We start from the raw sequence: 24,203 nt of genomic DNA, 5'->3' as shown, positions 1-24,203 counted from the left end.
GTCGGCGTCACCCGGCGAGGATGATGTTGTGGAGATGGGCGATGCCGGAAGCGGTGTCGGTCAGTGTTTTGGCGGCGCGGCGGTAGTCGCGCAGGATCTTGAAGGTCTTCATGCGGGCGAGGGCGTGTTCGACCTGCGCTCGGACGGTGCGGTGCTGCTTGTTCAGGTCGGCCTTCCAGTCGGGTAGTTCGCTGCCGTCGGTGGGTTTGCGGTAGGGGATGATCACGTCGGGGTTGCCGCGGTAGGCGCCGTCGGCCATGACGGGCCGTCCGGCCAGCTTCTGGTCGATGCCGCTGGTGCGGTAGACGATGGTGTCGTTGCGGTTGCCGGGTTGCGGGTCGCCGAGGGCGACGACGAGGTGGGTGTGGGCGTCGATGGCGACCTGCAGGTTTGTGCTGTAGCGGTAGTTCTTGCTCGGGGCGGCCAGGCGGTGGTCCCGGGTCGGGATGAGGGTGCCGTCGACGATGGTGATCTGGTCGACCCGGCGCCGCCGTACTGGTGCCAGGGCGAGCAGTGGGCCGAGGGTGTCGATGACCCGGTGCGCGGCGGAGTGCGACGCCCCGAACAGCGGGCCGATCTGCCGCATGGTCAGGTTCGTGCGCCAGTACGCGGCCACCAGCAACACCCGGTCGGCGAGGTCAAGCGACCATGGCCGGCCCGGTCGGCCATCGGCGATCGTGTCACCGCCACGCTCGGCGACCAGCCGGACCAGCCTGCGGAACTGGGCGGGCTGCAGTCCGGTGAACGGGAAGATCCACTCCGGGCGGGCGGCTGAGATCACCTGCACCCCGACATGATCCACCATGGACCGCCCCTCGAATTACGAGACGTCCCTTAGGGACGTCTTCGTTATCTTGAATGCGTCCTAGTCGTCCCTTGGAGGCTGCGATGCCTAACGACCGACTGCGCGATGCCATCCTCCGCAACGGCATGACTCCGGTTGGGATAGCAGAGAAGATCGGGGTTGACCCGAAAACGGTGGAGCGATGGATCACCCAGGACCGGACTCCGTACCCCCGTCACCGCCACGCCATCGCCGCTCTTGTCCGAGAGAGCGAGTCGTATCTGTGGCCGAACGCGGTAACTCCCGAGAAGGCGTCACGCCTGGGCCAGAACGAGGTCATCCAGGTCTACTCGCGGCGATCGTCGGTTCCCTATGAAGTGTGGCGGCGACTCATTGACAGAGCCGAAGAGCACATCGACATCCTCGCGTACGCGGGACTCTTCCTCGTCGAGCAGGATCCAGGTCTTATCGACACCCTCCGACAGAAGGCGCAAGACGGAGTGTCGGTGAAAATTCTGCTTGGTGATCCCACAAGGCCAGCCATCGAGCGACGGAGTGTCGAGGAGGGCGCGCCGGGTGTCATGGCTGCCAAGATTCGGCAGGTCATGCAGTACTACAACCGCCTCGGCGACACATCAGACGTGGAGGTGAGGTACCACGAAACCACCCTCTACAACTCGATCTACCGGTTCGATGACGAGATGTTGGTCAACATGCACGTCCTCGGGATCCCGGCGCCACATGCCCCGGTGATGCACCTGCGCAGGTTGTCTGGCGGCGACCTGTTCAGGACCTACGCTGACAGCTTCGACCGAGTCTTGTTGTCCTCCTACAAGCTTGAACGAACCGAGGTGGCACCCTAGATCCTGTGGCGAGGATTGAGCACTACCACGACCCGAACGCGCCTAAGGCCAACAGCATTGTCGTGGCCGTCTCCGTGTTCGTGCAGGACGACCGCGGCCGAGTGCTGCTCATTCAGCGCACGGATAACGGCTTGTGGTCCCTCCCAGGCGGCGGGCAGGAGATCGGAGAGACCGTGGCGCAGACAGCGGTCAGAGAGACCCGAGAGGAAACCGGTATCGAGGTCGAGGTGACCGGGCTTGTCGGCGTCTACTCCGATCCAGGCCACGTCATCGAATACTCCGACGGCGAGGTGCGCCAGCAGTTCTCGCTCTGCTTCCGTGCGGAGCCTCGCGGGGGCGTACTCGCGATCAGTGAAGAGTCATCCGACGTGCGGTGGCTGAGTCGCGACGAGCTGCCGGACCTGGCGATTCACCCGTCGACGCTGCTGCGCATCGGGCACGGTTACGAGGACAGGCCGCAGCCCTACATCGGTTGAGGTACCCGGCCGCTGAGACGGGACTGCGTCCGCTGCACTGCCGCCACCATCGCCGGCTCCGCACGGATGATGAAGCGCGTGACGAGGTGATCTGGGCCGTAGCGGGACCGGATTTCCGCGAGCCTCTCCAGGACCTCGAAGTCTTGACCATCGGGCCCGGTGGTCATGTCGGAGAAGCAGAGGGCGTCCGCGACCGCCGATTCCTCGCGGGGAAACTCGTCGGCCAAGGCCGCATCGAGCCCGCGTTCCTCGGCTTCCAGCCACGCGCAAGAGTGGTGTGCCACCAGAGCGGCGATCCGATCGTCAAACCGCTGCCGCCTCAGCCACCGTCCGCCATCGAGCGAGTGGAAGCCGGTATCGACCAGGTCTGGGCTGTAGCCGACGTCGTGCAACCACGCCGCAGCTACCAACACGTCCCGGTCTTCGTCGGGTACGGCCGCAGCGACGCTCCGAGCCTTGGCAGCCACCGCCTGAACGTGACTCCATCGACGGGGCAACACCGCCTCTAGCTTGCCGCGTGCGATATCCCGGGCAGTGTCGGTAAGGGCGGACATGCGGTCAGCCTACGGATGGACCCTGACCTCTGCACTCCGCTAACAGGCCGGACATCCGCAGCGAGCGCGAATCGTACGTATGTACGATCAGCCGGCGGCACGGGAACTGGTCGGGCGCTGGTGGAACGGGGTGTGGGGGCGGCTGACCCGTCGTGACGTGTGGCTCGCCCGCGAGGTCCGCTGGTTTGTCGTGGCCAGAGCCGGCGACTCGGAGACGGGCAAGGTGCTTCGGTGGGAGTTCGACACGGAGGATGAAGCCCGCGCGATGGTCCGGCGCCTCGTCCAGGCCGACGGCGGCCAGTGGCGCGAGCAGACGGGCGACGCAGCCACGCAGCCACCGAGGTGAGGCCGGCCGGCTGCCGGCGATGCCTGGTCTCGCGTGATGGTTGACGGAACGGCGTCGCAGGATGCTTGACGCCAGGTCGTGATCGAATAGGTCTGGTGCTTCGGTCGATGGTAAGGGTGTCGGGCTTCTGAGTGGTCATGGTCCGGTCAGCCGTCGCGCCCGTAGGATCTGCTGATGATCGAACCGTCGCCGGTCACCCGGTCGTCGTTGCGGCAGGTGTTTCCGATCGTGGCACCGATGCCGATGGCCGAGCTGCCGACCCGCATGTGGTCCGACGAGCAGTGGGAACGGATCAAGCTCGGTTACGAGGCTCGCGACATGGACGAGAAGTGGAACGTGTTCGTTGAGGACCAGGTCGCGTTCCTGCATCGCAGCTGGACCGGCAACGGGGTCTTCGAAGCGTCGTTTGCGCCCGTTGGTGGCGGTGGTTGGCGGATTTCAGCGGCGACGGTGGAGTCCGACCCGTCGCGTTACCGTCGCAGCTCCGAACGATACGACCGAGTGATGGTCGAGCTTGTGCTCAGCGCGATCGTGCTCGGTGAGCCTGCCCTGGCACTGCGCGCCGAGCTGGTCGCGCTGACATCGCAGGAGTCTGGACGCACCGACCTCCCTGCGGGCGTCATCGAACACAGTGCGCTCGGGCTGAGGTCAGCCCCCTAGCCGATGACAAGATGCCAGATCACGCCCGAAGGCGAGGCTGCCGAGCCCGACCCGGGATGGTGATCTGGTGTTTGGCTCTGGTGCGGTTCAGATCGGTGGTGCTGCGGCGGGGAACGGCCGCGATCGGGGTGCCGGCGTCGAAGACGGTGACGGTGTGCTCGTCGAGGGCGACGGTGACGAGTTTGCGGGCGTGGACCTTCCCGACTTGGATCTTCTGTCCGGCGACCTGGAAGCTGCCGTTGATCGACACAACCCGCTCGACGGTCGGGGCGGTGGCCGGTGGTGGGACTGGGGAGGCCGAGCGGGCGTCGCGGATACGGCCAAGCGCGGTGGGCGGGAGCGGGCAGCGCAGGGTGCGGCGCAGCTGCCCGGCGTCGTCGATGACGTGCAGGAGGATGCCGTCGAGGCGGATCCGGATGCGCTGGCCGGCAAGGGGCATGCCGACGCTGATTTGGCGGCCGGCGATGCTGATGCCGCCGCAGGCGTTGACGATGCGGTCGACTTCGACGGCGGTGGTCTGCGGCTCAGGTTGGGGTAGTGGGGGCGGTCCGGCGGGTGCGGCGCCGTCGGTCAGTAGGCGGGCCAGGTCGCGTTGGGACAGCCTTGATGGGCTGGACTTGATGCGGGCGCCGTCGGCGGTCAGGACGTGCAGCCGGTCGGTGTCGACCCAGATCGTGACTGGGGTGCCGGCGAGGGCGGGGCCGAGCCACAACTGCTGCTGGGCGACGGTCAGATTGCCCGACGGTGGCACCACCCGGAGGAGCTGCACCGGCTGCGGTCGGCCGGTGGACACGGTCAGCGACGTGTCGATCTCGACGGCGGGTGGCTTCCTCGGGGCCGGTGGTGCGGTGGGCAGCAGCCCGGACGGCAGGCGCAGCGGCAGGGCCTCCGCTGCGGACCGGTCGCGTCCGGGGGCGGTGCGGAAGCGGTCGGCGGGGAAGGCGTCGTCGATGCCCTGGTGGGGCCGGTCGTGGTTGTATTCGGCGACGAAGGCATCCACCGCGGCCTGGGCCTGCTCGACGGTGGCGAACACCCGGCCGTCCAGGCATTCACCCTGCAGGCTCTGGTGGAACCGTTCCACCTTTCCGGTGGTGGTCGGGGTGCGGGGTTTGGTGTTGCGGGCCACGATGCCGTTCTCCCGGCAGATCCGCTCGAACAACACCTCACCTGGGCGGGGCTTGGTGAACCGGCCGGTGAACTGCTTGCCGTTGTCCGTCAGAACCTCACCCGGCACCCCGAACCGGGTCAGGGCGGCGGCGAACGCGGCGCAGACGGCCCGGCCGGTGGCCCGGCGCACCACCGTGGCGATGACGCAGTAGCGGGAGTGATCGTCCAAGCCGGTAACGACCTTCGCTTCGGTGCCGTCAGTGAGGAGGACACCGCCGACGATGTCCATCTGCCACAGCTCCATCGGCTCCGGGCGTTCCCACCGCCGGTAGTCCTCCCGCCGGCGCTTCCGAGGCGTCGCCGGGACGAGGTTGTTGCGCCGCAGGATCCGATACACCGTCGCCCGAGCCGGGGCAGGAGTCACCCCGCGACGGCCTGCCTCGAACCGCAGCCGGCGCGGACCCCACCGCGGATGGTCCCGGCGCAGCTCACACACCAACGCCTCCGTCGACGCGTCAACCCGGTGCGGGCAGACATGCGGACGATGCGAGCGGTCCTCCAAGCCCTTGACGCCCTCGGCGGCATACCGGGCCAGCCAGTTGTGGATCGTCTGCCGCGACACCCCATACCGGGCGGCGACCTCGGTCTTCGGAGTCCCACCGAGGCATTCCATGACGGCGTGAAACCGCTGCTCCATGACGCTCAACTCCGCGAGTCCCACCCGGTGCTCCTCCCGCCTGAGTTACAGGCGCAACGAGCACCAGGCCGACCAGGTGTCAAACATCAACCGAGGCCGCAGTGTCAACCATCAACCGGCGCAGGACAGCCGGCTGCCGGCGAAGTGGTTCAAAGTTTCTGTACGTCTTCAAGGCGGCCCGCAACGGGCCGCACGCGCCGCCGCCAGGGCGCGCGGCCCGGCCCCTCTGCGTTGCGCCAGGGCCGGGACCACGCCGAACGCCCGGCGGCTGGCGCGGACAGCGGGAAGCCCGGAGGGCCGCCGCAGAATGACAGGAGCGTTGACCGGGTGTGGCGGGCCGGCAGCCGGCCGGGCCGCGCGGCCACGAGCCCGCGCGGCGTAGGGAAGCGCACGCCGGCCCCGTTGGCGAGCTGGCGGCGGTCGCGGGGTTGCGGTCACTGCGCCTCCGGCGGGGGCGCTCCGGCTCCAGGATGGCCGAAGATCGTCGGCAGCCGCCGGGCCTGTGGGTGGTTGCGGTAGGCCATCCCGCCTGCCATCGACCCGGGCAAGCCGAGCAGACCCCCGCCCGACCCGCCAGCGCCCGTACGAGCCGTCACGGTCCGTCCGTCATGGCGGGCCGGGCGGCGGCCCGCTCCCCCGAAGGGCGGGTCGACGGCACACGGGATGGATCGTAGGCACGCTAAGATACTTCGATTCGTCTGGTCGAGTGAGGGAATCGGATGACTATGGGTTCGGAACTTCGGGACCAGTATCGCGATAGGTTGCCGACGTTCAAAAGGCTTGAAGAAGAGGTCCGATTCTCGGTCGAGGCTGCACTTAGAAATAGGCATATCAAGGTGCATGCCATTCAGTCCCGCGTCAAGACGCTAGATAGCTTTATTGAGAAGGTCGAACGCAAAGAATACGCTGACGCGTTTAATGACGTTCCTGATATCGTCGGGATTAGAATCGTCTGCCTCTTCCTTTCGGATCTTCGAAAGATTGGCGACGCCCTCCGGGACGTCTTTGAAGTAACCTCAGAAGAGAACAAAATAGAAAACGAGGACGTCGCTTCGTTCGGATATATGTCCATCCATTATATTTGCCAGCTGGGTGATGCGAACTCCGGGCCACGGTACAACTCGATTAAGGACCTGCAATTCGAGGTGCAGGTTCGAACGATTGTAATGGATGCGTGGGCGAATGTCTCGCACCACCTAGACTACAAAGGTGAAGCAAGCATCCCCCGTCAATTGCGCCGGGATTTCCACGCTTTGAGCGGCCTATTCTATGTAGCTGATCAACATTTCGAGCTATTCGTGCGCGAGGCTGCCGACGCTGAGCGTGACGCAATTAGAGACGTTGCTAACGAAAATCTAGACGATGTTGATTTGAATGTGGAAACTCTCACGGCATACCTGCGAGCCCGGTATCCAGACAGAAACAGCACCACGAAGATGGTGATGTCAGAATTTGTTGAAGCCCTCGCGTTGACGGGCTTTAAAACTATCGGATCACTTGATGCTGCGATGAGGGAGGCGGAACCAATCTCGCTTGCCTTCGAGAAGGACAGGTCCGAACGAAATAAAAATTATCGACTGACGGCCGTCGGAATGGTTAATGTCGGCATCCGTCAGCTCTACCCGGAATACTCAGAAAATAGACGAAGAATTCAGTCGGAGCGGGTGGGGCGCGATAAGCACGATCAGTAATTTCTGGCCGTTGTCCAAGTAACGACTACGGCTCTTCCGGACGACACCATGGCAGCAGCAGCGACCTGGGTGACTAACCGAGTGACGCCCGGTGGGACGCCAACGGCCAGAACTTGGCCCGAAGAGGCCGTCCGGCCGATCAGGCACGGACGGTTGCAAGGGTTCCAGCGACGCCGTCAGCGGGGCGCGCAACGTGCCCGGCCCGTGCCCGACCCAGAGGTCAACACCGGCCAACAGCAGACGTTGGACGGCAGCAACATGGACGGCTAGGCACGCCCCGACTCCCGAGATGGCTGGTCAGCACGTCGGCCAAACCGTTCTTCAGAGCGATGCAAGGCACCTTCCAAACCGACCGTGCGAGGATGAGTAACCATGAGCCCCGATGCCTGGAGCTTGCTCGACGGCAGAGCTGAGCGAGCAAAGCGCTCGTGGCCAGAGACCACGGCGGTACTGCCTGTCGGTGAACGAGTCCGGGCGAGTGTGCTGGCTACGATGCCGTTCGGCGTCTTCGTCGAGATCGATGGTCAGCCGGATGCGCTGGGCTTGGTGGAGATAACCACGTTGCCGCGCGGCAGCGCGCTTCCATCTGTTGGCGTCTACCTCAATGCGGTCGTCGTCGGCCATGCCGCTCACAACTGGCAGGTGAGACTACGGCCAGCCGACGCCGAAGTCAGCGGCTGAGTGACCAACTGGGTGACGACCGAGGCGACCGACGCTGGACGCCCACGGACGATGCTGGACTGTTCCGGCAACTCAAACCAGCTATGCGCCCAGCTGATCGGCGGCTGATCATTCTTTCGGGACGAAGCAGTCGGGCGACGGCGTAGCCCACGCTGAACGCACCCAGCCCGGCCGGTAGCTGCGCGTTCTCGCAGAGCCCCGTTGGAGCGGTTGACATGGGAGGCGGCAGCGCCACGAGCGTGCTGTCGTCCACCTGACAGAAGGTCGGCCCGCTGGAAGGTACCTCGGATCTACGCCAGTGGATCATAATAACCCCATGACATCGACCGCTCACTATAGGTGAACTAGTGGGCAGGGGAGCCAAGTGGGGGATGCGCGTGGGTTTCTTCGAAGGCAAAAAGCCGGCGGCGATCTTGAAACACGCCATCATCGACAAGTACATCAGCCCGTTCGTTGGGAAAACCGGCCTGTACTCCCCTGATCACAGGGTCGCGGTTGTCGACGGGTACGCGGGGGAGGGTAGGTACGACAACGGAGACGAGGCGTCTCCTGCACTCTTGCTGCGGAAGGCGCGCGAGCTTCAGGCGATCAACCGGCAGTTGGAGGGCTACTTCGTCGAGAGTGACCCGGAGTCGCTGGCGAAGCTTCGACAGGTGGTTGCGACAGAGGGGGCAGGTCTGCGAATGCAGGTCTTCTCCGGCAACATCGAGGATCACCTCGATGAACTGTTGACCCTGGTGAAGGGCATTCCCGCCCTGGTTTACCTCGACCCGTTCGGGGTCATGATTCCGTTCGCGAAGACGGCGCAAGTGTTCGCGCAGCGGCCAGCGCACCCACCGGCCACCGAGCTGTTGATCAACTTCAGCGCCGTTGGCCTACGTCGGGTGGCCGGGCTTCTCACGAGCACCAAAGAAAACCCCGGAAAGCCAGCGACCCTCGCTCGGATGGACGCTGCATGCGGCGGGGACTGGTGGCAGAAGGTCTGGCTCGATCACGGAGCCGACAAGGAGCACGCCGAGATGACTGTGGTCGTCGAGTACACGCGCCGGCTAGCTGCCAATCAACGATGCAGCTGGTGGGTAACCCCGGTCCGCAACCGGGCTCACCACAAGCCCCTCTACTACCTCGTCTTCCTGACTCGCCACCGCGACGGATTCAGCGAGTTCGCCGAAGCACTGTCTCTTGGCCTCGGCCAGTGGCGCAAGGCCGTGTACGACATCGAGAACGTCGACACCCTGTTCGCGGACGAGGCGAGCTTCCTGGCGAGTGAACGGGCGCTAGAGGATGGCTGGATCAACGAGATTGAGGCGAACCTACGTCGACTGCTAGCCCAGGGTAAACCCTTTGTGATCAGCAAGCGGTACGAAGAGGTCTACGGTGAGGCCGCCGGGCAGGCCCGCCAAACCCACCTACGCAAGGCATGGACCCGGCTCTACCCTGAAGCCACCAAGACCAGCCCTAAGGGCAAGAACAAGCTGCTCCAGACACTCATCGAGCCGGCGTAAGTTCCCTCGACGGCATCTCGTCCCACGTCTGGCCGTCCAGCAGCCGGCCACCCGCCTTCGGCGTCCTCCCGCCCCACTGCTTAAAGAAGAAGGCCGTCCCTGCCTTGACGCACTCGTCCCGTAGGCCGCGGACCCAAGCGGGGTCTACAGGACGGGCGCCCTGCCCAGACTCGCCGCCAGCAATCAGCCAATGGATGTCGGTGAGATCGATGCCGTCCAGGGGGCCAAGCAGTGGTTCTGCGGAGATGAATCGGACCGCTGCTGGGACATTGCGGAGGTGATCCACTCTTGGCAGCTCCTGCTCCGTCTCCACACTGACGCCCACCCACACGTTCGGCGGCCAGTCGAGCTGGTCCGCGATCCGCGCCAACCGTGATGCCCGCTTCGTGAGCACCTGGTAGGTGTGGCGTGGGGTGTCAGCCATGACCTGAAACACCCGGCGCACGTAGTCGATCGGCACGCGAGCATGGAACAGGTCGCTCATGGAGTTGACGAACACCGTTCGCGGTTCCCGCCAACGTGTAGGGATAGTCAGCGCGTCTTCGTGGAGCGTGACACCAAAGCCAGGTCCAGAGGTACGTGGGTCGCCGTCGTTCTGATACTTCGCAGACCCCATCGCCTTCAGGCGCTTCGCCAGGCTCAGGGCATAGCAGTTGTCGCAGCCCGCGGAGATCCGGTCGCAGCCTGTCGTGGGGTTCCAGGTCGCTTCGGTCCACTCGATGGCGCTCTTATCTGCCATGACCACTCCCTGGGTAGGCTATGTCAATAATGTCGAACATGCGTACGGATTGAAAGATGCGCAGACGATCTTTCTTGTCGATCAGCCGACGCAGGGGGCAGTTGCCCATGCCTTTCCCAACCAACGGGCGCAGGGCGCAAGTTGACTCGGCCAGGCCGTCGCCAGGCCGTCGGAGGCCGATCGTGAGCGACCAACAACGACCACTGGTGACGATGTCTGCCCAGGTGACGAGGCGTGGTCGGCCCGGTGACCAGGCCGGCCGGAGCCGCATTGCCCGTAGTTGGTGAACCGGCCCTGCGGTGCTTTGAGCGAGGCGTCAGGCTGCGACGGGCCAACGCTCGCGGCGTGCGACCGGGCCGTCAGCGAGGGCCACGCCGGCAATCGGTGGTCCAGGGCCGGGCACAGATCCGGCACAACCGAGCGCGAGTAACGGCGGAAGACGCCGGAAGCCGACGGAAGTCATTTCAGCAGGTCACGAGCCGTGCCGAGGATCGGATGGGAGGTCGGCATCCCGGCGCTCTTACTTCCAGCGGAAGTGCACGAAGAGGCGGCCGAAGTTCTTCGAGTCCTTCTCCACCCGGTGGTAGAGCTGCTTGACGTCCTTCTGGTCGAGGAAGCGCAGCACGCGCTTCTTCAGCTGGCCGGAGCCCTTGCCGGGGATGATCTCCACGAGGGTGGCCTTCTTCGCCACGGCCTCGTCCATGATCCCGCGGAGCGCACGGTCGATGTCGTGGCCCTTGTTGAAGATGTCGTGGAGATCGAGCTTGAGCTTCACCCGTTCATCGTAGGCGCGCGCGAGCGCCGGGCCCGGACACGACGAAGGGCAGCCCCGAGGGCTGCCCTTCGTCCGTTTTCCGCTTCTGATCGTCAGCGGGCGCCGCTGACCCGCGTCTCCACCCGGCGCAGCGCCGTGCGGTAGTCGTCGTTGCCGCTGTGCATGGCGGCGGCGATCCGCAGGTGCCGCAGCGCGTCCGTGTGCCGGTTCATCCGCTCCAGCGTCCGGCCCAGCACGTGGTGCGCGTAGTGGTCGCTCGGGTCCCGGTCGACCAGCTCCCGCAGCTGCTCCTCGGCCCGGTTGAGCTGGGCGGACTGGAAGTACGCCCGGGCCAGCAGCTGCCGCACCGACGCGTTGCCCGGCTCCGCCTCGACGATCGGCTCGAGCAGCCGGGCCGCTCCGGTCGGGTCACCGGCTTCGAAGAACATGGTCGCCCGCCGGTACTCGGCCAGAAGATCCATTCGACCCACCCCCTCGTGTCGCATCGTCCCTGCCCCGACGCTGACACAACACCGCCCCGGCCGCGACTGTTCCCGCGCCCCTCGCGGCCGGTCGGCCCAGACGGCGCGGCCGGTCGGCTCAGGCGGGGCGGGCGGTCGGCTCAGGCGGGGCGGGCGGTCGGCTCAGGCGGGGCGGGCGGCGGCGAGGTCCCAGGCGCGGACGCCGCCGAGGATGCCGGCCGTGTTCGGCACGACGACCACGTCGTCACCCATCCGGGCCAGCTGCTCGGGCCGGATGAGCCGGGAGTTGCCCCCGCCCAGGTAGAGGCGGTCCCAGCGGAACACCGGGCGGAGCCCCTCGACGACCCCGCGGACCCGCCGCGACCAGAACGCGTCGCCGAGCCGCCGCCGTTCCGGCTCGCCGATGTACGTGTCGTAGGTCATCCCCCAGCGCACCGGCGCGTGTGACAGCTCCAGGTGCGGGGCGAGCACCCCACCGTCGAAGAGGGCCGAGCCCAGCCCGGTCCCCAGGGTGAGCACCAGCTCCAGCCCCGTGCCGGCCACGACGCCCGCCCCGTGCACCTCGGCATCGTTGAGGACCAGCACCGGCACGCCGAACGCCTCCGCGAGCGCGGACCGCGCGTCCCAGCCGGACCACTCGGCGAGCAGGTCGGGGTCGACCTTCGTCCGCGGCCCGGCCCGGGTGACGTAGTGCGGAGTGGCCACCACCACGCCGTGCCGGAGCATGCCGGGCATCCCCACCGTCACGCGGTCGGCCGCGGGGAGCTGGGCGCCGAGGTCCAGCAGGGTCTTGACGAAGAGCGAGGTCGGCAACGGGTACGGCGTGGGCACCCGCAGCGGCCGCGTCCGCATCGTGCCCGCCGCGTCGAGGACCGAGGCCTTGATGCCGCCGCCCCCGCAGTCGATCGCCAGAGTGGTCACCACCCGAGCAGTGTGCCTCCTCCTCCGCGCGAAATGCACCGTCGGGGCGGATAGGCTCGCCTCCTCATGAGCGCCACGTTGATCGTCAAGGACCTCGCGGCCGGCCACGGCGACCGTCCGCTCTTCACCGGGCTGGACCTGGTGGTCGCACCCGGCGACGTGGTCGGGCTGGTCGGGGCGAACGGGGCCGGCAAGTCGACGCTGCTGCGTACGCTCGCCGGCCTGCTGCCCGTGGAGGCCGGCAGCGTCACGCTCAACCCGCCCACGGCGAGCGTCGGGCACCTGCCGCAGGAGCCGGAGCGGCGCCCCGGCGAGACGGTGCGCGCCTTCCTGGCCCGCCGCACCGGGGTCGCCGCCGCGCAGGTCGCCCTCGACGCCGCCACCGAGGCGCTCACCGCGGGCCGGGCAGGGGCCGACGACGCGTACGCCGAGGCGTTGGAGCGCTGGCTCGCCCTCGGCGGCGCCGACCTGGACGAGCGGGCCGAGCAGGTCGCCGCGGAGCTGGGGCTCGCGGTCGACCTCGACCAGGAGATGACCGGGCTGTCCGGCGGCCAGGCCGCCCGGGCCGGGCTGGCCTCGCTGCTGCTCAGCCGGTACGACGTCTTCCTGCTCGACGAGCCCACCAACGACCTGGACCTGGCCGGGCTGGAGCGGTTGGAGGAGTTCGTCACCGGGCTGCGGGCGGGCACGGTGCTGGTCAGCCACGACCGGGAGTTCCTGACCCGGACGGTGAACCGGGTCCTCGAACTGGACCTGCCCCAGCAGCAGGTCAACCACTTCGGCGGCGGCTACGCGGCCTACCTGGAGGAGCGCGAGGTCGCGCGCCGCCACGCCCGCGCCGACTACGAGGAGTACGCCGAGACGCGCGCCACGCTGGAGGCCCGTGCGCGAGCGCAGCGGGCCTGGATGGAGAAGGGCGTCCGCAATGCCCGGCGCAAGGCCACCGACAACGACAAGATCGGCCGGAAGTTCCGGGCGGAGGCCACCGAGAAGCAGGCGGCGAAGGCCCGGCAGACCGAACGGCTCATCGAGCGGCTGGAGGTGGTCGAGGAGCCCCGCAAGGAGTGGGAGCTGCGCATGGAGATCGCGGCCGCGCCCCGCGCCGGCGCCGTCGTGGCCGCGCTCCGCGACGCCGTCGTACGCCGGGGCAGCTTCACGCTCGGGCCCGTGAACCTGCAGATCGACTGGGCCGACCGGGTGGCCGTCACCGGCGCCAACGGCTCCGGCAAGTCCACCCTGCTGGCCGCCCTCCTCGGCCGGCTGCCGCTGGACGCCGGCCACGCCACCCTGGGCCCCGGGGTGGTCGTCGGCGAGGTCGACCAGGCGCGGGGGCTCTTCCTCGGCGACGCGCCGCTCATCGACGCGTTCCGGGCCGCCGTGCCCGACATGTCGCCGGCGGACGCGCGGACCCTGCTGGCCAAGTTCGGGCTCCGCGCCGGGCACGTGCTGCGGCCGGCCGCCACCCTCTCCCCCGGCGAGCGGACGCGCGCGGCGCTGGCCCTGTTGCAGGGGCGCGGCGTGAACCTGCTGGTGCTCGACGAGCCGACGAACCACCTGGACCTGCCGGCCATCGAGCAGCTGGAGTCGGCGCTCGCGAGCTACCCGGGAACGCTGCTGCTGGTGACCCACGACCGGCGGATGCTCGACGCGGTGGCCACGAACCGGCGCCTGCGGGTGGACGCGGGGCGGATCGCCGAGGATTGATCCGTGCCGGCACGACGGCGCCGGGTGAGAATGACCGCATGCTCAAGTGGGAGTACGCGCTGCTGGTCCGGCGACGCCAGGCCGCCACGAACGACCTCGGCTGGGAGGTCGTGTTCGTCTGGTACGGCCCGGACGGCTCCATGGTCGACGTCACCGCGTACGGGGACACGGCGCTGGCCCACCTCAACCGGGCGGGTGACCAGGGCTGGGAACTGGTCGCGATGAGCGAGGACCCGTCCCTGCCGGGCAACAACGAGCTGCACCGCTACCACCTCAAGCGACCGAAGCCCGCGGCTCCCCCACCCCGCCAACGCATGCGGACCCGCCCCCGCCGCACGATCACCGGCTGACGCGCCTCCCGTCGCCCGCGTCGCCTCCTGTCGCCCGGGCCGCCTCCCGTCGCCTCCCGTCGCCCCGTCGATCATGGAGTTATTGCCAACCTGCACGGCGTGTCGCGACGACAACTTCATGATCAACCGCGGTCGACCCGGCCCGCGCATGGCGGCACAGGCGCGGCACAGGCGCGGCCCAGGCATATCGGACGGGGATGCGGGTAACGGGCGGCCGGAGGTGACGATGGTCGCGTTGGCACAGACCCCGCCGTCGGCCGAGCGGCTGCGGGCGCTCGACGGCTTCCTCGCCGAGGCGTGGGCGGACCAGAAGGCGCACGACGACCGGCTGCGCGGGCTCGCCGTCGAGGTGCGCTTCGACCGGGGCGTCGGCCACGTGACCGGCGAGGTCGCCGACCCGGAGGAGCTGCGGCTGGTCCGGGACCGGATCGGCCGGCTGGCCGGGGTGTTCGGCGTCTGGTGCCGCGTACGGGTCGGCGGCCGTGACCCGGTCGTGGTGGACCTGGGCTGCGGGGCCACCAAGCAGTGGCCCGGCAACCTGGGACTGGACATCTTCCCGGCCCCGGGGGTGGACGCCGTGGCCGACCTGTCCGGCTCGCTGCCGCTGGCCGACGACTCCGTGGACGTCTTCTTCGCGGTGCACATCCTCGAGCACCTGATCGACTTCCTGCCGCTGCTCGACGAGTGCCACCGCGTGCTGCGGCCGGGCGGCGTGCTGCACGTGATGAGCCCCTGGTGGGGGCACGTGAACGCGGTGGCCGACCCGACGCACGTACGGCTGCTCGACGTACAGACGATCAAGGGGGTCTGCCTGCAGCGACCGCCGGGGACGCCGCGCTGGTACCCGCTGCACGCCGGCTGCGACGGCGCCTCGATCTTCGCGGACCTCACCCCGGTCCCGCCCGACGCCGACCCGCCCCCGCCCAGCCACCTGGCCCGCTTCTTCGACTGACCACCCCGACCACCCCGACCCATCCCAACCGACCCCGACCCACCCACCGCCCCCCGGCTCCCCCGAGCCCGGTGATCATGAGGTTGGCGGGGTCGTTGGAGATCGAAAAGCCCGCTAACCTCATGATCAACGGGGAGGGGCCGGGCCGGGCCGGGCCGGCGGAAGCCGGGTCAGCGGCCCAGGGTGCTTTCGCGGGGTTCCAGTCGGTAGGGGGCGGACAGTTCGCGGGCCGGTGCCGAACGGTCGCCGTCGATCCGGTTCGCCAGCAGTTCGACGGCGAGCCGGGCGATGCGTTCCTTGTCGGGCGCGATCGTCGTGAGGGTCGGCACCGAGAAGCGGCCGTCCTCGATCCCGTCGAAGCCGGCGACGGCCACGTCCTCGGGCACCCGCAGGCCCGCCTCGTACAGCGCCCGCAGCGCCCCGAGCGCAAGGGTGTCGTTGAAGCAGAAGACCGCGTCGGGGCGTACGCCCGAGTCGAGCAGGTGGCGCATGGCGACCGCGCCGTCCGCGCGGTGCCAGACCGGCGCGGGCGCCACGAGGGCCTCGTCGTAGCCGAGGCCGGCCTGCTCCAGCGCGGCCCGGTAGCCGTCCAGCCGAAGGCGGGCGCTGGCGCCCTCGGGGGTGCGCTGCGAACCGATGGCGGCGACGCGGCGCCGGCCGAGGCCGATCAGGTGGGTGGTGATCTCGCGGGCGGCGGCCACGTTGTCGATGACGACGTGGTCGGCGGGGCCGTGGTCGACGCGTTCGCCGAGCAGCACCATGGGCGTGCCGTCGAGGTTGACCAGGTCGTCGGCGGTGAGCGCCAGCGGGCTGAAGATCAGGCCGTCGATGAGGTGGTCGGTGATGCCGGAGGCGACGACCCGTTCCTGCTCCCGGGCGCCGCCGGTCTGGTCGATGAGCACCGTCCAGCCGAGTTCGGCGGCGGCGGTGACGACGTGCCGGGCCAGTTCGGCGAAGTACGGGATGTCGAGTTCCGGCACGGCGAGAGCGATCACCCCCGTACGCCCCTTGCGGAGGTTGCGGGCGGAGAGGTTGGGTCGGTAGTTGAGGGCGGCGATCGCCTCCTCGACCCGGGCCCGGGTGTCCGGCCGGACGTGCGCGTACCCGTTGACCACGTTGGAGACGGTCTTGACCGACACACCGGCCCGTTCAGCAACGTCCTTGAGCCTGTGCCGCACTCCCCAACCTCCCCGCGGTAACCAGGGGCACTGTACCTCTTCACCAACCCTTTACAACGTTGACTACAACGTTGTACAAACCAGGGACACCGGTCGGCGGTGACTCCCGTCACCGGTAACAGAAATGACGAAAGGTGACATTCGTGCGGACCGCGCAGCTCACGATCGACCCCGCTTTCGCGATCGGGCCGGCCGACCGTCGACTCTTCGGCTCCTTCGTCGAGCACATGGGTCGGTGCGTCTACGGCGGGATCTACGAGCCCGGCCACCCGAATGCCGACGCCCGCGGGCTCCGGCGCGACGTGCTGGAGCTGACCCGGGAACTGGGCGTGTCCGTGGTGCGCTACCCGGGCGGGAACTTCGTCTCCGGCTACCGCTGGGAGGACGGCGTCGGCCCGGCCGGCGACCGCCCCCGCCGGCTCGACCTGGCCTGGAAGACCATCGAGACCAACGCCTTCGGCCTCCACGAGTTCATGACCTGGGCGGGCGAGGCCGGCGTCGAGCCCATGATGGCCGTCAACCTCGGCACCCGGGGGGTCCAGGAGGCGCTGGACCTGCTGGAGTACGCCAACCACCCGGGCGGCACCCACCTGTCCGACCTGCGGCGCAAGAACGGCGCGGAGGAGCCGTTCGGCGTACGGCTCTGGTGCCTCGGCAACGAGATGGACGGCCCGTGGCAGGTCGGGCACAAGACCGCCGACGAGTACGGCCGGCTCGCCGCCGAGGCCGCCCGCGCCATGAAGATGATCGACCCCTCGATCAGCCTGGTCGCCTGCGGCAGCTCGAACCGGCGGATGCCGACGTTCGCCTCCTGGGAGGCGACGGTGCTCGAGCACACGTACGAGCACGTCGACTACATCTCCGCGCACACCTACTACGACCCGTCCGACGGCGACCGGGCCAGCATCCTCGCCTCCGCCGTCGACATGGACAACTTCATCAGCGAGGTGGTCGCCACCGCCGACCACGTGGCCGCCAAGCAGCGGCACACGCGGAAGCTGAAGATCTCCTTCGACGAGTGGAACGTCTGGTACGAGTCCCGCCTCCAGGCGGACCTGGACCGGCGCGGCTGGGTCGAGGCGCCCGCGCTCATCGAGGACGACTTCACGGCGGTCGACGCGGTGGTGGTCGGCGACCTGCTGATCACGCTGCTCCGGCACGCCGACCGGGTCGGGGTGGCCTGCCAGGCGCAGCTCGCCAACGTGATCGCCCCGATCCGGACGCGCAACGGCGGTCCGGCCTGGCGGCAGACCATCTTCCACCCGTTCGCGCTGACCGCCCGGTACGCGCGCGGCACGGTCCTGCGGACCGAGCCGGTGTCGCCGCGGTACGAGACGAAGAAGTACGGGGACGTCCCGGTGCTGGACACCGTGGCCGTGCACGACGAGGAGACCGGCGAGCTGACCGTGTTCGCCGTCAACCGCGGCGGCGAGGACCTGCCGCTGGACCTCGACCTGCGCGGGCTGCCCGGTATGTCCGCCCTGTCCCACGTGAGCCTCGCCGCCGGAGACGACCCGGAGGCGACGAACACCGAGGCCGAACCGGACACGGTGACGCCTCGGGAGATGAACACCCCCACCCTCGACGGCGGCCGGTGCTCGGTGCGCCTGCCGGCCGTCTCCTGGAACGTGCTCCGCTTCGGTAACCGGCTCTGACCAGGCACACTTCATCCCGTCCCCCAAGGAGAGATACGCATGATCCACAATGAGATGAGCCGGCGTCGGCTCCTCGGCCTCGGCCTCGGGCTCGGCGCCGCGGCCACGCTGACGCTGGCCGGCTGTGGCGGCGGCGACGACTCGTCCGGCCCGGCGGCGGCCGGCAACGGCGGTAAGGACTACACCGGTCCGAAGGTGGACCTGAAGCTCTGGAACGGGTTCACCGGCGGCGACGGTGAGATCTTCAAGACGCTCGTGAACCAGTTCAACTCCGAGCACCAGAACATCGCGGTGTCGGTGGCCACGTACCAGTGGGAGGACTACTACAACAAGCTCCCCGGCGCGGCCTCCAGCGGCAACGGCCCGGACATCGCCGTCATGCACATGGACCAGCTCGCCACGTTCGCCGCCCGCGGCGTCATCACCGAGCTGGACGACGTGGCCAGCGCCCTGGAGCTGAGCGAGGGCGACTTCGCGCCCACGGTGTGGAAGGGCGGCATCTACAACGACAAGCGGTACGGCATCCCGCTGGACATGCACCCGCTGGGCTTCTACTACAACAAGGCGGTCATGGAGAAGGCGGGCCTGGACCCGAACAAGCCGCCGACGACCCGCGACGAGTACATGGCCGCGCTCACCGAGCTGAAGAAGTCCGGTGTGCAGGGCTTCTGGGTGAGCCCGTTCCAGTTCACCGGCGGCATGACGTTCTACTCGCTGGTCTACCAGTTCGGCGGCAGCCTCTTCGACGCCGAGGTCAACAAGGCCACGTTCAACTCCGACCAGGCCGTCGAGGCGTGCACCTGGCTCGTCGACATGATCAAGCAGGGCTTCTCGCCGGCCAACGTCGGCCAGGACGCCGACTACCTGGCGTTCAAGAGCGGCAAGAACGCCTTCAACTGGAACGGCATCTGGCAGGTCAACGACCTGAAGAAGAGCGCCGACATCCAGTGGGGCGTGGCGCCCCTGCCGCAGATCGGCAGCACCCAGGCGGCCTGGGCCAACTCGCACAACTTCACGATCGTCAAGCAGCGGTCCCAGAACGCCAACAAGGTCTCCGCGTCCAAGGTCTTCATCAACTGGCTCAGCCAGCACTCACTCGACTGGGCCAAGGGCGGCCAGGTGCCGGCCCGCAAGACCGTCCGGGACAGCGCCGAGTTCAAGGCGCTCACCGAGGTGAACGCGCTCGCCCCCGAGCTGGAGTACGCGGCCTTCCCGCCGGCCGCGCCCGGCCTGGGCGAGGTCATGACCACCTTCTACAACGCGTTCAACGAGGCCGCGCTGGGCAAGAAGTCGCCCAAGCAGGCGCTCGACGACGGGGTGGCCAAGGCCAACAAGCAGCTCGAGGACAACCGCAAGAAGTACGGGAGCTGATCCCCCGTGGCGGACGTGATCGAGGTCGGGGCGGCGCGCGGTGACGCGCCGCCCCCGGCGGCCAGCGCTGCCCGCCGCGGCGCCTCGGCGGGCCGGGCGGGTCGGGCGACCCCGTACCTCTTCCTCGCCCCGTACCTGGTCCTGTTCACGGTGTTCGGCCTGCTGCCGATCCTGCTCGGGATCTGGCTGAGCCTGCACCAGTGGGACTTCCAGCTGCCGAACCGTCCGTTCGTCGGCCTGGACAACTACAAGGAGCTGTTCTCCAGCGACTCGGCCGTCTACGGCGACTGGTGGCAGAGCGTCCGCGCCACGGCGATCTTCACGGTCCTCTCGGTGCCGCTGCTCGTGGTGATCCCGCTCGGGCTGGCGCTGCTGCTGAACCGCTCGTTCCCCGGCCGGACGTTCTTCCGCGCGGTCTACTTCGCGCCGTACGTCCTGGGTGTCGCGGTCATCGGCCTGCTCTGGCGCTTCCTGCTCGACGCGAACCTGGGCCTGGTCAACCGCCTGCTCGGCGTGGTCGGCCTGCCCTCGGACACCCCGTGGGTGACGGACGTGCCGTGGGCGTGGATCTCGCTGGTCGGCGTGACGGTGTGGTGGACCTCCGGCTTCAACGCGGTGATCTACCTGGCCGGCCTCCAGGACATCCCGCAGGAGCTGTACGAGGCGGCGAAGGTGGACGGCGCGAGCGCCTGGGAACGGTTCCGCCACGTCACGCTCCCCGGGCTGCGCCCGGTGCTGCTCTTCGTCCTCACCACGACGATCCTCGCCTCGGCGAACGTGTTCGGCCAGTCGTTCCTGATCACCCAGGGCGCTCCGGGCACGGAGACCCGCACGGTGGTCTGGTTCGTCGTCGAGGAGGGGCTGCGCAACAACAACGCCGGCCGGGCGGCCGCGATGAGCATCGTGTTCGCGCTGATGCTGGCCGTCGTGAGCCTCGCCAACTTCCGCCTCTTCCGCTACCGGGAAGACTGAGGGACCGCCATGACGACGACGCCCACGCGTACCCCGCACGTCCCGGCGACCGCTCCCACGCGCGACGGCCGCCCGGGCACGGCGCTGCGGCGCACCGTGCTCTACGCCATCCTGGTGGCCCTCACCCTGGTCTTCCTGACCCCGCTGGTGTGGATGGTCATCACCTCGCTGAAGACCTACGACGGCGCCCAGCGGATCCCACCGACCTGGCTGCCCGACCCGATCTCGGGTTACGGCTACGAGCAGATCCTCGACAACTCGGCCAACCCCGTGCTGCGCTGGTTCCTCAACAGCATGCTGGCGGCCACCCTGCACTCGCTGCTGGTGCTGGTGACCGCGTCGATGGCCGCGTACGCCCTGGCCCGGATGCGGTTCCGCGGCCGTGGGGTGAGCTTCGCGCTCATCGTCGGGACGCTCTTCATCCCGCCGACCTCGCTGATCATCCCGAACTTCCTGATCGTCGACACGCTGAACTGGATCGACACCCTCACCGTGGTGGTGGTGCCCGGCGCGGCCAGCGCGTTCGGCGTGTTCTTCCTGCGGCAGTTCTTCCTCTCCCTGCCCCGGGAGCTGGAGGAGGCCGCGGTGCTGGACGGGGCGAACCAGTGGCAGATCTTCTACCGGGTGGTGCTGCCGCTGTCGAAGCCCGCACTGGCCACGCTGGCGGTGCTGTCGTTCCTCACCAACTGGAACGACTTCCTCTGGCCGATCTTCGTGCTGTTCAGCCCGGAGCAGCTGACCCTGCCGCCGGGCCTCGGCCTGCTCCAGGGCTCCTACGTGACCGACTATCCGGTGATCATGGCGGGGGCGGTGCTGGCCAGCGTGCCGGTGCTGATCCTCTTCGTGCTCGCCCAGCGGCACATCATCCAGGGCGTCTCCCGCAGCGGCCTGAAGGGATGACGGCCGGTACCGTCCGGCGACGCGGCGCGGCGGCGGTCCTCTCCGCCGCGCTGCTCGCCGCCGGCGCGCTCGTCGCCGGCTGCGGGGACGAGGAGGAAGCCACACCGACGAGTACGGGGAGCGACCCGAGCATGTTCACCAACCCGGTCATCCGGACCGATGCCCCCGACCCGCAGGCGATCCGGGTCGGCGACACCTGGTACCTGTTCCACACGAACACGGGCGGCCGGAACGTCCCGGTGCACACGTCACCGGACCTCGTCGACTGGACGCCGGCCGGTGACGCCCTGCCGGAGCTGCCGGACTGGGCGGACGCCGGAAAGACCTGGGCGCCCGAGGCCATCCAGCTCGCCCCCGACCGCTTCGTGCTCTACTACACCGTCGCCGGCCGCGAGTCCGGCCGGCAGTGCGTGGGGCGGGCGGTGGCGACCGCGCCGCAGGGGCCGTACCGGGACGACTCGGACGGGCCGCTGATCTGCCAGGCCGACCTCGGCGGGGCGATCGACGCCAGCCCGTTCCGGGACACCGACGGCACGCTCTGGCTGCTGTGGAAGAACGACGGCAACGCCATCGGCGTGGACACCTGGATCTGGTCGCAGCGTCTCTCGCCGGACGGGCTGAGCCTGGTCGGCGAGCCGACGAAGCTGCTCAGGCAGACCGAGCCGTGGGAGGGAACCCTCATCGAGGGGCCGTTCCTCCACCGGCAGGACGGGAAGCTGTACCTGTTCTTCGCCGCGAACGCGTACGACAGGGCCGAGTACGCCGAGGGGTACGCGGTCTGCGAGTCACCCGCCGGCCCGTGCGTGAAGGCGCCGGAGAACCCGATCCTGAGGACCAACGACGTCGCCTCCGGCCCGGGGCACGCCTCGATGGTCGTGAAGGACGGCCGGACGTGGCTGCTCTACCACGCCTGGCCGCCGGGCCAGGAGGGCAGCGTCGACCCGGGCCGGCAGACGTGGCTCGACGAGGTGGTCTGGTCCGACGGCCGGCCCGTCGTGAAGGGTCCGACGGCCACGCCCCAGCCGCGTCCCTGACCGGGCCGTCGCGTCGCGCGGCGAAGCCCGGCCGTCGCGCGGCACGCGCGCAGAGAGCGGCCACACGCGCGCAGAGAGCGGCTGTCCGGCGCCGGACAGCCGCTCTCTCGTGCGGTACGGGGGTCAGCTCCCGACGGGCTCGCGGGGCTGCGGGGCGCGGGACGCCTCGCGGACGGCGAGGCGGTTGCGGCGGTAGCCGTAGCCGAAGTAGATCAGCCCGCCGACCAGCATCCAGGCCAGGAAGCGCAGCCAGGTCTCGACCGAGAGGTTGAGCATCAGGTAGAGGCAGGCCAGCGCCGAGACGATCGGCAGCACCGGCGAGAACGGCACCCGGAAGGGCCGCTCCAGGTCCGGACGGGTCCGGCGCAGGATCGGCACGGCGACCGACACGAGCACGAACGCGCACAGCGCGCCGATGCTCACCAGGTCGGCGAGGGCGGAGAGCGGGAGCAGGCCGGCCAGCAGGGCGACGCCGATCGTCATGATCCCGGAGATGCGGTACGGGGTGCCCCAGCGCGGATGCACCTTGGCGATCGACGGCGGGATCAGCCCGTCGCGGGAGATGGCGAAGCCGATCCGGCCCATGGCCACGAGGTCGACCAGGATCACGCTGGTCAGGCCGGCGACCGCGGCGATCGAGACGAGCGTCGCGGCCCACCCGGCGCCGACCGACGTGAAGGCCGCGGCGATCGGCGCGCCCCGGTCGATCTCGGTGTACGGCACCATGCCGACGACCACGAGCGAGACGCCGATGTAGAGCACGGTCGAGACCAGCAACGTGCCGAGCAGCCCCAACGGCAGGTCGCGCCGCGGCTTGCGGGTCTCCTCGCCGAGGTTGGCCACGGCCTCGAAGCCGGTGTACGCGAAGAAGACCACCGCGGCGGCGCTGAGCACCCCGACGAACCCGAAGACCGAGGGTTCCAGACCGAAGATGGCCTGGGTGACGGGCTGCCGGATGCCGTCCTCGCCCCCGGAGGCCGGCTCGGCCGGCGGGATGAACGGGGTGAGGTTGGCGGCCTTGACGAAGAAGAGCCCGGCGACCACCACGAACACGCAGATCGCCACCTTGACCAGCACCAGCAGGTTCGTCACCCGGGCGGACTCCCGGATGCCCACGATGCCGATCACGCCGAGGACCAGCACGATGGCGATCGCGCCGAGGTTGACGACGCTGCCCTCCTCACCGAACCAGGCGGTCGGGAGGTTGAAGAGTTCGGCCAGGTAGCCCGACCAGCCCCGGGCGACCACCGCCGCGCCGAGCGCGAACTCCAGCAGCAGGTCCCAGCCGATGATCCAGGCGACGATCTCGCCCATGGTGGCGTACGCGTAGGTGTAGGCGCTGCCGGCCGTCGGGACGCTGGAGGCGAGTTCGGCGTAGCAGAGCGCGGCGAGCAGGGCGACCACGCCGCCGATGGCGAAGGAGATCACCACACCGGGTCCGGCGTTGTCGCGGGCCTCGATCCCGGTCAGCGTGAAGATGCCGGTGCCGATCACGATGCCGATGCCGAAACCCGTGAGGTCGAGGGCGCCGAGCCGTCTCCTCAGCCGGGGCCGCTCGTCGGCACCGTCCGCCTCGCCCTGGGCGAGCACGTCCTTGATCGGTTTCGTACGCAGCACGGACACCGCGCTCTCACCCCTCCCACCGTGCGGCCACCCCCGTGGCGGCCGGTGACCGGCGTTGCTACCCCGTGCGCGTCACCGCCAACCACCGCGCGCCACGCCTGTCGGGGCAGGTCACGGGGCGTGCCGCCGGGACGGGTGAATCCGGCACGATCGGGCGGCCGCTGGGCGGAACGGGACGGCCGGCGGCCGGGGGCGGGCATCGGA

At 68.9% G+C, this 24,203-nt stretch carries 24 protein-coding genes; 15 read left to right on the top strand and 9 right to left on the bottom strand.

Annotated elements, in window-relative coordinates; genetic code table 11:
* Nucleotides 1-7: 7 nt before the first annotated feature.
* A complete protein-coding gene (locus OG994_RS28255) occupies nt 8-787 on the bottom strand; it encodes a transposase family protein (RefSeq protein WP_328851247.1) in 780 nt (259 codons plus the stop codon).
* Between the two features lie 101 nt (nt 788-888).
* Between OG994_RS28255 and OG994_RS28250 the strand changes: the two genes are divergently transcribed.
* Nucleotides 889-1,647 carry an XRE family transcriptional regulator gene (locus OG994_RS28250; RefSeq protein ID WP_328851522.1) on the top strand — a complete coding sequence of 253 codons (759 nt, stop codon included), beginning with the start codon at nt 889-891 and terminating at the stop codon, nt 1,645-1,647.
* 5 nt (nt 1,648-1,652) lie between these two features.
* Entirely contained in the window at nt 1,653-2,123 is a 471-nt protein-coding gene (locus OG994_RS28245; protein ID WP_328851521.1) for an NUDIX domain-containing protein, read from the top strand.
* Here the strand turns inward: OG994_RS28245 and OG994_RS28240 are convergent.
* Nucleotides 2,111-2,677: an HD domain-containing protein gene (locus OG994_RS28240; RefSeq protein ID WP_328851520.1), complete on the bottom strand. Its 567-nt coding sequence runs from the start codon at nt 2,675-2,677 to the stop codon at nt 2,111-2,113. The genes OG994_RS28245 and OG994_RS28240 overlap by 13 nt on opposite strands.
* A 79-nt stretch (nt 2,678-2,756) precedes the next feature.
* Here OG994_RS28240 and OG994_RS28235 point away from each other — a divergent pair, with 79 nt between their 5' ends.
* Nucleotides 2,757-3,023 (top strand): hypothetical protein, encoded by a 267-nt coding sequence (locus tag OG994_RS28235; protein ID WP_328851519.1) that lies wholly within the window; start codon nt 2,757-2,759, stop codon nt 3,021-3,023.
* A gap of 174 nt (nt 3,024-3,197) precedes the next feature.
* Nucleotides 3,198-3,683 (top strand): hypothetical protein, encoded by a 486-nt coding sequence (locus OG994_RS28230; protein WP_328851518.1) that lies wholly within the window; start codon nt 3,198-3,200, stop codon nt 3,681-3,683.
* A gap of 19 nt (nt 3,684-3,702) precedes the next feature.
* On the opposite strand, the gene OG994_RS28225 is transcribed toward OG994_RS28230, so the two are convergent.
* Nucleotides 3,703-5,511 (bottom strand): IS481 family transposase, encoded by a 1,809-nt coding sequence (locus tag OG994_RS28225; protein ID WP_328851517.1) that lies wholly within the window; start codon nt 5,509-5,511, stop codon nt 3,703-3,705.
* A gap of 695 nt (nt 5,512-6,206) precedes the next feature.
* Here OG994_RS28225 and OG994_RS28220 point away from each other — a divergent pair.
* The 3 genes from OG994_RS28220 (at nt 6,207) to tcmP (ending at nt 9,364) form a co-directional block, all read left to right on the top strand.
* The gene (locus OG994_RS28220) at nt 6,207-7,178 is read left to right on the top strand and encodes a GTP pyrophosphokinase (RefSeq protein ID WP_328851516.1); all 972 of its coding nucleotides are present in this window, start codon (nt 6,207-6,209) and stop codon (nt 7,176-7,178) included.
* Nucleotides 7,179-7,550: 372 nt separating this feature from the next.
* Nucleotides 7,551-7,859 carry a S1 domain-containing protein gene (locus OG994_RS28215; RefSeq protein WP_328851515.1) on the top strand — a complete coding sequence of 103 codons (309 nt, stop codon included), beginning with the start codon at nt 7,551-7,553 and terminating at the stop codon, nt 7,857-7,859.
* Nucleotides 7,860-8,236: 377 nt separating this feature from the next.
* Nucleotides 8,237-9,364, top strand: a complete 1,128-nt coding sequence (gene tcmP / locus OG994_RS28210) for a three-Cys-motif partner protein TcmP (protein ID WP_328851514.1) — start codon at nt 8,237-8,239, stop codon at nt 9,362-9,364.
* Here tcmP and OG994_RS28205 read toward each other — a convergent pair.
* The 4 genes from OG994_RS28205 to OG994_RS28190 form a co-directional block, all read right to left on the bottom strand.
* Nucleotides 9,348-10,103 (bottom strand): DUF5131 family protein, encoded by a 756-nt coding sequence (locus OG994_RS28205; RefSeq protein WP_328851513.1) that lies wholly within the window; start codon nt 10,101-10,103, stop codon nt 9,348-9,350. The two genes, tcmP and OG994_RS28205, sit on opposite strands and share 17 nt — an antisense overlap.
* Nucleotides 10,104-10,623: 520 nt before the next feature.
* Nucleotides 10,624-10,878 carry a Smr/MutS family protein gene (locus OG994_RS28200; RefSeq protein WP_013736060.1) on the bottom strand — a complete coding sequence of 85 codons (255 nt, stop codon included), beginning with the start codon at nt 10,876-10,878 and terminating at the stop codon, nt 10,624-10,626.
* A 92-nt stretch (nt 10,879-10,970) separates the two neighbouring features.
* Nucleotides 10,971-11,339 (bottom strand): tetratricopeptide repeat protein, encoded by a 369-nt coding sequence (locus OG994_RS28195; RefSeq protein ID WP_120329725.1) that lies wholly within the window; start codon nt 11,337-11,339, stop codon nt 10,971-10,973.
* A 162-nt stretch (nt 11,340-11,501) separates the two neighbouring features.
* Entirely contained in the window at nt 11,502-12,263 is a 762-nt protein-coding gene (locus tag OG994_RS28190; protein WP_120329724.1) for an ROK family protein, read from the bottom strand.
* A gap of 63 nt (nt 12,264-12,326) precedes the next feature.
* Between OG994_RS28190 and OG994_RS28185 the strand changes: the two genes are divergently transcribed.
* The 3 genes from OG994_RS28185 (at nt 12,327) to OG994_RS28175 (ending at nt 15,266) form a co-directional block, all read left to right on the top strand.
* Complete coding sequence (locus tag OG994_RS28185; RefSeq protein WP_328851512.1) at nt 12,327-13,964, top strand: ABC-F family ATP-binding cassette domain-containing protein; 1,638 nt, start codon at nt 12,327-12,329, stop codon at nt 13,962-13,964.
* Nucleotides 13,965-14,002: 38 nt separating this feature from the next.
* Entirely contained in the window at nt 14,003-14,314 is a 312-nt protein-coding gene (locus tag OG994_RS28180) for a hypothetical protein (protein WP_120329722.1), read from the top strand.
* Between the two features lie 226 nt (nt 14,315-14,540).
* Entirely contained in the window at nt 14,541-15,266 is a 726-nt protein-coding gene (locus tag OG994_RS28175) for a class I SAM-dependent methyltransferase (RefSeq protein WP_120329721.1), read from the top strand.
* Between the two features lie 170 nt (nt 15,267-15,436).
* Here the strand turns inward: OG994_RS28175 and OG994_RS28170 are convergent, their stop codons facing one another.
* Nucleotides 15,437-16,444, bottom strand: a complete 1,008-nt coding sequence (locus OG994_RS28170; protein WP_328851511.1) for a LacI family DNA-binding transcriptional regulator — start codon at nt 16,442-16,444, stop codon at nt 15,437-15,439.
* Between the two features lie 143 nt (nt 16,445-16,587).
* Here OG994_RS28170 and arfA point away from each other — a divergent pair, with 143 nt between their 5' ends.
* From arfA to OG994_RS28145, 5 genes are read left to right on the top strand one after another with little or no spacing between them, the layout of a single operon-like run.
* Nucleotides 16,588-18,099 (top strand): arabinosylfuranosidase ArfA, encoded by a 1,512-nt coding sequence (gene arfA / locus OG994_RS28165; protein ID WP_328851510.1) that lies wholly within the window; start codon nt 16,588-16,590, stop codon nt 18,097-18,099.
* 39 nt (nt 18,100-18,138) lie between these two features.
* Nucleotides 18,139-19,470: an ABC transporter substrate-binding protein gene (locus OG994_RS28160; RefSeq protein WP_120329718.1), complete on the top strand. Its 1,332-nt coding sequence runs from the start codon at nt 18,139-18,141 to the stop codon at nt 19,468-19,470.
* A gap of 6 nt (nt 19,471-19,476) precedes the next feature.
* On the top strand, nt 19,477-20,442 hold the full coding sequence (locus OG994_RS28155; protein WP_120329717.1) for a carbohydrate ABC transporter permease: 966 nt from the start codon (nt 19,477-19,479) through the stop codon (nt 20,440-20,442).
* Between the two features lie 9 nt (nt 20,443-20,451).
* A complete protein-coding gene (locus OG994_RS28150; protein ID WP_240033021.1) occupies nt 20,452-21,342 on the top strand; it encodes a carbohydrate ABC transporter permease in 891 nt (296 codons plus the stop codon).
* On the top strand, nt 21,339-22,376 hold the full coding sequence (locus tag OG994_RS28145; protein ID WP_328851509.1) for a glycoside hydrolase family 43 protein: 1,038 nt from the start codon (nt 21,339-21,341) through the stop codon (nt 22,374-22,376). The genes OG994_RS28150 and OG994_RS28145 overlap by 4 nt, the downstream gene beginning before the upstream one ends.
* 123 nt (nt 22,377-22,499) lie before the next feature.
* Here the strand turns inward: OG994_RS28145 and OG994_RS28140 are convergent, their stop codons facing one another.
* Complete coding sequence (locus tag OG994_RS28140) at nt 22,500-23,999, bottom strand: amino acid permease (protein ID WP_328851508.1); 1,500 nt, start codon at nt 23,997-23,999, stop codon at nt 22,500-22,502.
* Nucleotides 24,000-24,203 lie beyond the last annotated feature (204 nt).

This window comes from Micromonospora globbae, from assembly GCF_036184225.1.
Taxonomy (GTDB): Bacteria; Actinomycetota; Actinomycetes; order Mycobacteriales; family Micromonosporaceae; genus Micromonospora; species Micromonospora globbae.
This window is presented reverse-complemented; position numbering and strand designations above follow the sequence as displayed.